Source organism: Ottowia sp. (genome assembly GCF_035325765.1).
Taxonomy (GTDB): Bacteria; Pseudomonadota; Gammaproteobacteria; order Burkholderiales; family Burkholderiaceae_C; genus Ottowia.
The window spans coordinates 1-10,403 of record NZ_DAOKZG010000068.1; the positions used below are offsets into that span (position 1 = coordinate 1).

The following is a 10,403-nucleotide window of genomic DNA, read 5'->3' on the forward strand; positions in this document are numbered from 1 at the left end:
GCGGCAAGGCGCAGTTCGGCGGCCAGCGCTTCGGCGAGATGGAGGTCTGGGCGCTGGAGGCCTACGGTGCCTCCTACACGCTGCAGGAAATGCTGACCGTCAAGTCCGACGACGTGCAGGGCCGCACCAAGGTGTACGAGAGCATCGTCAAGGGCGAGCACTCGATCGACGCCGGCATGCCCGAGTCGTTCAACGTGCTGGTCAAGGAAATCCGCTCGCTGGGCCTCGACATCGAGCTCGAGCGTTCCTGATATTCGAAGAGGAAAGAGTCACATGAAATCGCTGCTCGACCTGTTCAAGCAATTCACGCCGGATGAGCACTTCGATGCCATCCGCATCGGCCTGGCCTCGCCCGAGAAGATCCGTTCCTGGTCCTTCGGCGAGGTGAAGAAGCCCGAGACCATCAACTACCGCACCTTCAAGCCCGAGCGCGACGGCCTGTTCTGCGCCAAGATCTTCGGCCCGATCAAGGACTACGAGTGCCTGTGCGGCAAGTACAAGCGCCTCAAGCACCGCGGCGTCATCTGCGAGAAGTGCGGCGTCGAGGTCACGCAGACCAAGGTGCGTCGCGAGCGCATGGGCCACATCGACCTGGCCGCGCCCTGCGCCCACATCTGGTTCCTGAAGTCCCTGCCCTCGCGCCTGGGCCTGGTGCTGGACATGACGCTGCGCGACATCGAGCGCGTGCTCTACTTCGAGGCCTACGTGGTCACCGACCCGGGCATGACGCCGCTGAAGAAGTTCTCGATCATGAGCGAGGACGACCACGACGCCAAGCGCAAGGAGTACGGCGACGAGTTCGTCGCGCGCATGGGCGCCGAGGGCATCAAGGAACTGCTGCAGGGCATCGACCTCGACATCGAGATCGAGAAGTTGCGGGGCGACCTGACCGGCTCCGAGGTCAAGGTCAAGAAGAACGCCAAGCGCCTGAAGGTGCTGGAGGCCTTCCGCAAGTCGGGCATCAAGCCCGAGTGGATGGTGCTGGACGTGCTGCCGGTGCTGCCGCCCGACCTGCGGCCGCTGGTGCCGCTGGACGGCGGGCGCTTCGCCACCTCGGACCTGAATGACCTGTATCGCCGCGTCATCAACCGCAACTCGCGCCTGCGTCGCCTGCTCGAGCTCAAGGCGCCCGAGATCATCGCGCGCAACGAGAAGCGCATGCTGCAGGAGGCGGTGGACTCGCTGCTGGACAACGGCCGCCGCGGCAAGGCCATGACGGGCGCCAACAAGCGCGCCCTCAAGTCGCTGGCCGACATGATCAAGGGCAAGGGCGGGCGCTTCCGCCAGAACCTGCTGGGCAAGCGCGTCGACTACTCGGGCCGCTCGGTCATCACCGTGGGCCCGACGCTCAAGCTGCACGAGTGCGGCCTGCCCAAGCTGATGGCGCTGGAGCTGTTCAAGCCCTTCATCTTCGCGCGCCTGGAGCAGATGGGCATCGCGACCACCATCAAGGCCGCCAAGAAGGAGGTCGAGGCCGGCACGCCGGTGGTCTGGGACATCCTGGAAGAAGTCATCCGCGAGCACCCGGTGCTGCTGAACCGCGCGCCGACGCTGCACCGCCTGGGCATCCAGGCGTTCGAGCCGATCCTGATCGAGGGCAAGGCGATCCAGCTGCACCCGCTGGTCTGCGCGGCCTTCAACGCCGACTTCGACGGCGACCAGATGGCGGTGCACGTCCCGCTGTCGATCGAGGCGCAGATGGAAGCGCGCACGCTGATGCTGTCATCCAACAACGTGCTGTTCCCGGCCTCGGGCGAACCGTCCATCGTGCCTTCGCAGGACGTGGTGCTGGGTCTCTACTACACGACGCGCGAGCGCGTCAACGCCAAGGGCGAGGGCCTGGTGTTCGCCGACGTGAGCGAGGTGCAGCGCGCCTTTGATGCCGGTGCCGCCGAACTGACGGCGCGCATCAGCGTGCGCATCACCGAGTGGACCCGGGACAAGACGAGCGGCGAGCTGGCGCCGTCGACCGCGCTGGTGGACACCACGGTCGGACGCGCCCTGCTGTCGGAAATCCTGCCCAAGGGCCTGCCGTACGCACTGATGAACAAGGCGCTGAAGAAGAAGGAAATCTCGCGCCTGATCAATGCGAGCTTCCGCAAGTGCGGCCTGAAGGAAACCGTGGTGTTTGCCGACAAGCTGCTGCAGAACGGCTTCCGCCTGGCGACGCGCGCCGGCATCTCGATCGCCATCGAGGACATGCTGGTGCCGAGCGAGAAGCCCGGCATCATCGAGCGCGCCGAGGCCGAGGTCAAGGAGATCGAGCACCAGTACGTCTCGGGCCTGGTGACGGCCGGCGAGCGCTACAACAAGGTGGTCGACATCTGGGGCAAGGCCGGCGACGAGGTGTCCAAGGTCATGATGAGCCAGCTCGCCAAGGAAAAGACGCTGGATCGCGATGGCCAGGAGGTCGAGCAGGAGTCGTTCAACTCAATCTACATGATGGCCGACTCGGGCGCGCGGGGTTCCGCGGCGCAGATCCGCCAGCTGGCGGGCATGCGCGGCCTGATGGCCAAGCCGGACGGCTCGATCATCGAGACGCCGATCACGGCCAACTTCCGTGAAGGCCTGAACGTGCTGCAGTACTTCATCTCCACGCACGGCGCGCGCAAGGGCCTGGCCGACACGGCGCTGAAGACCGCCAACTCGGGCTACCTGACGCGTCGCCTGGTCGACGTGACGCAGGACCTGGTGGTGACCGAGGAGGACTGCGGTACCAGCAACGGCACGCTGATGCGCGCCGTGGTCGACGGCGGCGAGGTCATCGAGTCGCTGCGCGAACGCGTGCTGGGCCGCTCGACGGCCGAGGACGTGATCAACCCCGAGACGCACGAAGTGGTGGTGCGGGCCGGCCAGATGCTGGACGAGGACGCCATGGACGAACTCGAGGCCGCCGGCATCGACGAGGTGCGGGTGCGCACTGCGCTTACCTGTGCCACGCGCTTCGGCATCTGCGCGCGTTGCTATGGGCGCGACCTCGGCCGCGGCGGCCTGGTCAACGTCGGCGAGGCTGTCGGCGTGATTGCCGCGCAGTCGATCGGCGAGCCCGGCACGCAGCTGACCATGCGCACCTTCCACATCGGCGGCGCCGCCTCGCGCGCGGCGATTGCTTCCAGCGTGGAGGCCAAGACCGCGGGCACGATCGGCTTCAACACCACCATGCGCTACGTGACCAACACGCGTGGCCACCTGGTGGTGATCTCGCGCTCCGGCGAGATCACGATCCACGACGAGCACGGCCGCGAACGCGAACGGCACAAGGTGCCCTACGGCGCCATCCTGACGGTGAAGGCCGACCAGGCCGTCAAGGCCGGCACGGTGCTCGCCAACTGGGATCCGCTGACGCGCCCGGTGATCACCGAGTACGCCGGCACCATCAAGTTCGAGAACGTCGAGGAAGGCCTCACGGTCGCCAAGCAGATGGACGAGGTCACCGGCCTGTCCACCCTGGTGGTGATCGATCCCAAGCGCCGTGGCTCGACCAAGGTGGTGCGCCCGCAGGTCAAGCTGATCGACGCCAGCGGCAGCGAGGTCAAGATCCCGGGGACCGACCATCCGGTGACCATCGGCTTCACCGTCGGCGCGCTGATCCAGGTGCACGACGGCCAGGACGTCGGCCCCGGCGAGGTGCTGGCGCGCATTCCGGTGGAAGGCCAGAAGACGCGCGACATCACGGGCGGCCTGCCGCGCGTGGCCGAGCTGTTCGAGGCGCGTTCGCCCAAGGACAAGGGCGTGCTGGCCGAGCAGACCGGCACCATCTCGTTCGGCAAGGAGACCAAGGGCAAGATCCGGCTGCAGATCACCGACCCGGACGGCAAGGTCTGGGAAGAGCTGATCCCGAAGGAAAAGACCCTGCTGGTGCACGAGGGCCAGGTGGTCAACAAGGGCGAGGTGATCGTCGACGGCCCGGCCGATCCGCAGGACATCCTGCGCCTGCTGGGCATCGACGAGCTGGCGCGCTACATCGTCGACGAGGTGCAGGACGTCTACCGCCTGCAGGGCGTGAAGATCAACGACAAGCACATCGAGGTGATCGTGCGCCAGATGCTGCGCCGCGTGGTGGTCGAGAACCCCGGTGATTCCGGCTACATCGCCGGCGAGCAGGTCGAGCGCAGCGAGATCCTGGACACCAACGACGCGCTGCGCGCCGAGGACAAGACCCCGGCCACCTACACCAACCTGCTGCTGGGCATCACCAAGGCGTCGCTGTCGACCGACAGCTTCATCTCGGCGGCCTCGTTCCAGGAAACCACGCGCGTGCTGACCGAGGCGGCCATCATGGGCAAGCGCGACGAGTTGCGCGGCCTGAAGGAGAACGTCATCGTCGGCCGCCTGATCCCGGCGGGCACCGGCCTGGCCTATCACCAGGCGCGCAAGGCCAAGGACCAGATGGACGAGGCCGAGCGCCGCGCCATCGCCGAGGCGGAAGAGGCCGAACTGGCCGGCGTCGCCGCGGAGATCGAGCCGGACAGCCCATCCGCGACCGACGAGGGGGCCAGCGACGCCTGATCGGCTCGCGCGACCCGCCACGCCCCGCACGCGCTGTGCAAGCCGGCGGGGCGCTTTTTTGCCCTCCTGCGGATGGCGCGGGTGCTGGCGCACGCGGCGGACGCGCCGGTGCATGCGATCATGTGCACATGCTGACGGGTTCTTCGATGCTGGCGGCCGGCCTGCTGGCCCTGTTGCTGTTCTGGGCCACGGGCGCCTACAACCGCCTGGCGCGCATGCGCAGTGCGGTCGGGCAGGCGTTCGCCGAACTGGATCGACTGCTGCTGGAGCAGCTTGGCTGGCTGCGCGCCGCGCTGCCGGCTTCGCTTCGCGCTGAGACGTCCGGCACGGCCGAAGGGGCCGATGAGGCTGCAGTGGCGGCCTGGACGCGACTGGCGGCGGCTGGCGAGCAACTTGCCGTGGCGCTGCAGCCGGTGCGTGCCCGGCCCGCCGACCGCCACGCGATCGACAGCCTGGTGCTGGCACGCGCCGTGCTGCGCGACGCCTGGGACGAGGTCCTGACCTGTGGCTGGTTCCTGGCCGAGGCCTTGCCCTCGCGCGAATCGCTGCAGGCCGAATGGGATCGGCTGCAACACCAGGAGGCGCCGCTGATCGCCGGCTTCAACGACGCCGTGCGGGCCTACAACCAGGCCGTGGCCCAGTTTCCGGCGGTCCTGCTGGCGCCCCTGTTCGGGTTCCGACTGGCGCGCCCGCTGGCCGCCGGGAGCGGAGGCTTGGGTGACGATTGAGGGCGACCCGGCCGGTGCTGCGCCCCACCCGCGCGCCGTGCAGGCCGCACCGCTGTGGCAGTTGCTGCAGGCGGTTGCCGGCCTGGTCGAAGGCGTGTGGCGCGGCCAGTCGATGAGCCGCCTGCTGGAGGCGGTGCCGCCCACGCTGCGGCCGGGCGCGCAGGCCCTGGGCTTCGACGTGCTGCGCCAGCTCGGCACGGCCCAGGCGCTGCGCCGGCAACTGGCGCCGCGCCGGCCGGCGCCGGCCGTCGACGCCCTGCTGTGCAGCGCGCTGGCGCTGCTGGTCCCGGCCAGCGGGCAAGCCTACCCGGCCTTCACCCTGGTCGACCAGGCCGTCGAGGCGGCCAAGCGCCTGGTTGCGACGCGGCGCCAGGCGCCGTTCCTCAATGCCTGCCTGCGCCGCTTCCTGCGCACGCCGGACGCCTGGTTGCAGGCCGTGGCCGCCGATCCGGTGGCACGCTGGAACCACCCGGCCTGGTGGATCGAGCGCCTGCGGCGCGACCATCCGCAGCACTGGGACCGGGTGCTCGAGGCGGATCAGTCGGCCGCCCCGCTGGACCTGCGCGTGCACCGACAGCGCACTTCGGTCGCGGCCTACTGCGCACGGCTCGAGCAGGCCGGGATCGCGCACCGGCCGCTCGGCGCGATGGCGGTGCGGCTGGCACGCCCGCGTCCGGTGCGGGACATCCCGGGGCACGCGGAAGGCCTGGTCTCGGTGCAGTCGGCGACCGCCCAGCGCGCCGCGCCCTTGCTGCTCGAGGGCCTGGCCAGCGCGGCGCCACGCATCCTGGATGCCTGCGCGGCGCCGGGCGGCAAGACCGCCCATCTGCTGGAGTGCCGTCCGCAGGCCCGCGTCACTGCGCTCGAGGTCGACGCCGGTCGCAGCCAGCGCATCGCCGAGAACCTGGCGCGCCTGGGCCTGCAGGCCGAGATCCGCGTGGCCGACGCGACGCAGGTCGAGGCCTGGTGGGACCGCCAGCCTTTCGATGCCATCCTGCTGGATGCGCCCTGCAGCGCCTCGGGCATCGTGCGGCGCCATCCGGACGTGCGCTGGCTGCGCCGTGCAACCGACATCGCCCAGCTGGCGCGCCAGCAGGATCGCCTGCTGGCGGCCTTGTGGCCGACCCTGGCACCGGGGGGACGCCTGCTGTACTGCACCTGTTCGGTGTTCCGGGCCGAGGGGGAGGAGCGCATCGCGGCGTTCCTTGCACGCAACGCACAAGCCCGCAAATGGCCGGCTCCGGGCCATCTGCTCCCCGGTGTCGCCGGTCCGGGGTCCGAGGTTGGCGACAATCCGGATCGTGACCAGGACGGTTTCTTCTATGCCCTGCTGGAAAAGCGCCCGCCTTGAGGCCCGGCTCCTGCGCGTGTTGCTGGTGCTGGCCCTGGTGGCCGGACCGATGCTGGGCCGGTCGGAGCCGGCTCAGCTGGAGGAGTTGCGCGTCGAGCGCGTCGACGGCGAACTGTTCCTGTTCGCGCAAATGCGGTTCGGGCTGGCGCCCTCGGTGGAGGACGCGCTGCGCAAGGGCATCGCGGTGCATTTCGTGGCCGAGGCACGCATCACGCGCGAGCGCTGGTACTGGACCGACGAGCGGCTGGCGCAGGCGCTGCGCTACACCCGCGTCGCCTACCAACCGTTGACGCGGCGCTGGCGCGTCAACGTGTCGAGCACGCCGATCACCGGCGCCGCGCTCGGCCTCGGCCTGACGCAGTTCTACGATTCCCTGGAGGAGGCGCTGGGTGCCGTGCAGCGCATTGCCGGCTGGCGCATCGCGAGCGCGGAGCAACTGGCCTCGGAGGGGCGGCAGACGCTGCAGTTCCGTTTCCGGCTCGATTCCAGCCAGCTGCCGCGTACCTTCCAGCTCGGCAACGTGGGCCAGGCCGATTGGCATCTGGCGATCGAGCGGCGCATCGACCTGAGCGTGGAGCCGGGGCAGTGACGGCACGGCAATCCACGCCGGGCGAATTGCGGCCGCCGGGCCAGGGTGCGGTGGCGCGCTGGTCGCTGCGCCTGGCAATCGGCGCGATGGTGGTCACCGGCCTGATCCTGATCTTCCTGCTGGTGCAGGCGACCAACAACCGGTTGCTCTACGAGCGTTACTACACGCGCCTGCTGTGGGTGAACATGCTGGCGGCAGGGGTGCTGGCCCTGGTCATCCTGTGGGGCATCTACCGGCTGCTGGCGCGCCTCAGGCGCGGCAAGTTCGGCAGCCGCCTGCTGATCAAGCTGGCCGCCATCTTCGCCCTGGTGGGCGTGGTGCCGGGCCTGCTGATCTACGTGGTTTCCTACCAGTTCGTGGCGCGCTCGATCGAGAGCTGGTTCGACGTCAAGGTGGAAGGGGCGCTGGAGTCCGGGCTGACGCTGGCGCGCACTTCGCTGGACACGCAGGCGCGCGAGCTGGCCAACCAGTTGCGCGCCGCCTCGACGCAACTGGCCGACGTGCCGAACAAGGCCGCGGCGCTGCCGCTGGAGCGCCTGCGCGCACAGATCGGCGCCAGCGACGTCAGCCTGTGGACGGCCTCGGGCCGGCTGATCGCCAGCGCCGGCCTGTCGCGCTTCGAACTCACGCCGACGCGACCGTCGGCGGCGCTGCTGCGCGCCGCGCGCACGCAAGGGGCGACCACGCAGATCGAGGGCCTGGACGAAGCCGGCCTGCAGCCGACGCCCGACGGCGCAGCGACTGCGCGCATCCGTGCCCTGGTCCTGCTCAGTCCGGGCGCCATCGAGCTGCTGCAGGAGCCGCGCGTGGTGCAGGCGGTGCAGCCGCTGCCGGCGACGCTGGTCACGCATGCGCTGGCGGTGCAGGAAGCCAACCGCGAGTACCAGGAGCGCGCCCTCGGGCGCGAGGGCCTGCGCCGCATGTACATCGGCACGCTGACGCTGGCGCTGTTCCTGTCGGTGTTTGGCGCCGTGCTGCTGGCCGTGCTGCTGGGCAAGCAGCTCATGACGCCCCTGCTGATGCTGGCCGACGGCATGCGCCGGGTCGCGGCCGGCGACCTGCGGCCGACCCTGGTGTCGCCGGGTCGTGACGAGCTGGGCGGGCTCACGCGAGCCTTTGCCGACATGACGCGCGAACTGGCGGAAGCCCGCGTTGCCGTGACCGACGGCCTGCGCGCGGTTGATGCCGCGCGCGCCAACCTGCAGACCATCCTGGACAACCTGACGGCGGGCGTGATCGTGCTCGACCAGGCCGGCGTCATCCAGTCGTCCAATCCCGGCGCCACGCGCATCCTGCGGCTGCCCCTGGCCGCCAGCGTCGGCCAGTCGCTGGCGGCGCTGCCCCGGCTCGAGAGCTTCGGCAGCGAGGTGCAGCAGCAGTTCAGCGCCTTCGAGGGTGCGCGCGCCGAGCACGGGCTCGATCACTGGCAGAAGGCCTTCGATCTCTACCGCAGCGCCGACGGGCCGAACGCCGACGCGGTCTCGCTGGTGGCGCGCGGCGCCCAGCTGCCTGGCGGCCAGCGCCTGCTGGTGTTCGACGACATCTCGGAGATCGTGTCGGCGCAGCGCGCCCAGGCCTGGGCCGAGGTGGCGCGGCGCCTGGCGCACGAGATCAAGAACCCGCTGACGCCGATCCAGCTCTCGGCCGAGCGACTGGAGCGGCGCCTGGCCGACAAGCTGGCCGAGAGCGACCGTGCCTTGCTGGTGAAGTCGGTGCAGACCATCGTTGACCAGGTCGACGCCATGCAGCGCCTGGTCAACGAGTTCCGCGACTACGCCCGCCTGCCCTCGGCCCGGCTCGCGCCGCTGGACCTGAACGCCCTGATTGCCGAAGTGCTGCACCTGTACGGCACGGGCGGCGATGCGCACCACGGCGGCCTGCGCGTGCCACTGCACTTCGAGCGCGACGCCGACTGCCCGCCGATCCTGGGCGATGCGCAGCAGTTGCGCCAGGTGATCCACAACCTGGTGCAGAACGCCATCGACGCGTCGGAGGCTGCGAGCCGGCAGGCGGATGCCGAGGGCACGGCCCAGGTGCTGGTCCGCACCCAGTGGTCCGAGTCCAGCCGCCAGGTGCGCATGACCGTGCTCGACCAGGGGCACGGCTTCTCGGAAGCCGTGCTGAAACGCGCCTTCGAGCCGTATGTCACGACCAAGGCCAAGGGCACGGGCCTGGGTCTGGCGGTGGTCAAGAAGATCGCCGAGGAGCACGGCGCGCGCCTGGATGTATCCAATCGCATCGTCGACGGGCAAGTGCGTGGTGCGCAAGTATCATTGGCATTCGACGCGGCGCCGCGCACGCCATGATCCGCGGGCCATCCGCGCATCGACAGAGACAGAGGGAACACACGCATCCATGGCCAATATCCTGGTGGTTGACGACGAACTGGGCATCCGCGAACTGCTGTCGGAAATCCTCAACGACGAGGGCCACACCGTCGAGCTCGCCGAGAACGCCGCCGAAGCCCGCGCGGCCCGCCAGCGAGCCTGTCCCGACCTGGTCATGCTCGACATCTGGATGCCCGACACCGACGGCGTCACCCTGCTCAAGGAATGGCGCGCCACCGGCCAGCTCACCATGCCGGTGGTCATGATGAGCGGGCACGCCACCATCGAGACCGCGGTCGAGGCGACGCGCATCGGCGCCCACGCCTTCCTCGAGAAGCCGATCACGATGCAGAAGCTGCTGAAGGCCGTGGAGCAGGCAATTGCCAGCGTGCCCGCGGCCGCCGGTACCGGGGGCCGCGATCCGGCCGCGTCGCCCGCCCAGGCGCCGGCGAGTGACGACCTGACCGTCGAGGATGCCATGACCGGCGGCCACAGCCTGCCGATGGGGCTCGACCTGTCGCCCAGCGCGCAGCGCGTGTTCGAGCTCGACCAGCCGCTGCGCGACGCGCGCGACGCCTTCGAGAAGGCCTACTTCGAGTTCCACCTGGCCAAGGAAGGCGGTTCCATGACGCGCGTGGCCGAGAAGACCGGCCTCGAGCGCACCCACCTGTATCGCAAGCTCAAGCAGCTCGGCGTCGACCTCGCACGCAGCCGCCGCAGCGCCAGCACGGGCAGCTGATCGCCACTGCGCTATGGCATAATTCCGCGCTTCGTGGCCCGGTAGCTCAGTTGGTAGAGCAGCGGACTGAAAATCCGCGTGTCGGCAGTTCGATTCTGCCCTGGGCCACCAAAATTCAGCGCCCAACTGTTCTCAGTTGGGCGTTTTCATTTGTGCTTCC

The 10,403-nt window shown here is 69.5% G+C and carries 7 protein-coding genes and 1 tRNA gene; all 8 read left to right on the top strand.

Annotation, left to right across the window (positions count from 1 at the left end; translation table 11 throughout):
• Positions 1-251, top strand: a 251-nt coding sequence (locus PKA16_RS14745; RefSeq protein ID WP_324404287.1) for a hypothetical protein, incomplete at its 5' end; no start/stop codon positions are given.
• A gap of 22 nt (positions 252-273) precedes the next feature.
• A complete protein-coding gene (gene rpoC, locus PKA16_RS14750; RefSeq protein ID WP_324404288.1) occupies positions 274-4,509 on the top strand; it encodes a DNA-directed RNA polymerase subunit beta' in 4,236 nt (1,411 codons plus the stop codon).
• 128 nt (positions 4,510-4,637) lie between these two features.
• Positions 4,638-5,237 carry a LemA family protein gene (locus PKA16_RS14755; RefSeq protein ID WP_324404289.1) on the top strand — a complete coding sequence of 200 codons (600 nt, stop codon included), beginning with the start codon at positions 4,638-4,640 and terminating at the stop codon, positions 5,235-5,237.
• Positions 5,233-6,588 (top strand): 16S rRNA (cytosine(967)-C(5))-methyltransferase RsmB, encoded by a 1,356-nt coding sequence (rsmB, locus tag PKA16_RS14760; protein WP_324404293.1) that lies wholly within the window; start codon positions 5,233-5,235, stop codon positions 6,586-6,588. The genes PKA16_RS14755 and rsmB overlap by 5 nt, the downstream gene beginning before the upstream one ends.
• Positions 6,560-7,177, top strand: a complete 618-nt coding sequence (locus PKA16_RS14765; RefSeq protein ID WP_324404290.1) for a DUF4390 domain-containing protein — start codon at positions 6,560-6,562, stop codon at positions 7,175-7,177. The genes rsmB and PKA16_RS14765 overlap by 29 nt, the downstream gene beginning before the upstream one ends.
• Complete coding sequence (locus PKA16_RS14770; protein WP_324404291.1) at positions 7,174-9,483, top strand: ATP-binding protein; 2,310 nt, start codon at positions 7,174-7,176, stop codon at positions 9,481-9,483. The genes PKA16_RS14765 and PKA16_RS14770 overlap by 4 nt, the downstream gene beginning before the upstream one ends.
• A 49-nt stretch (positions 9,484-9,532) precedes the next feature.
• Entirely contained in the window at positions 9,533-10,243 is a 711-nt protein-coding gene (locus PKA16_RS14775; RefSeq protein WP_324404292.1) for a response regulator, read from the top strand.
• 35 nt (positions 10,244-10,278) lie between these two features.
• A tRNA-Phe gene (locus tag PKA16_RS14780) sits at positions 10,279-10,354 on the top strand.
• The last annotated feature ends 49 nt before the right edge of the window (positions 10,355-10,403 follow it).

Coding starts and splice junctions, on each gene's coding strand:
- PKA16_RS14775 (WP_324404292.1), top strand. CDS start 9,533: ATGGCCAATATCCTGGTGGTTGACGACGAACTGGGCATCCGCGAACTG.
- PKA16_RS14755 (WP_324404289.1), top strand. CDS start 4,638: ATGCTGACGGGTTCTTCGATGCTGGCGGCCGGCCTGCTGGCCCTGTTG.
- rpoC (WP_324404288.1), top strand. CDS start 274: ATGAAATCGCTGCTCGACCTGTTCAAGCAATTCACGCCGGATGAGCAC.
- PKA16_RS14765 (WP_324404290.1), top strand. CDS start 6,560: ATGCCCTGCTGGAAAAGCGCCCGCCTTGAGGCCCGGCTCCTGCGCGTG.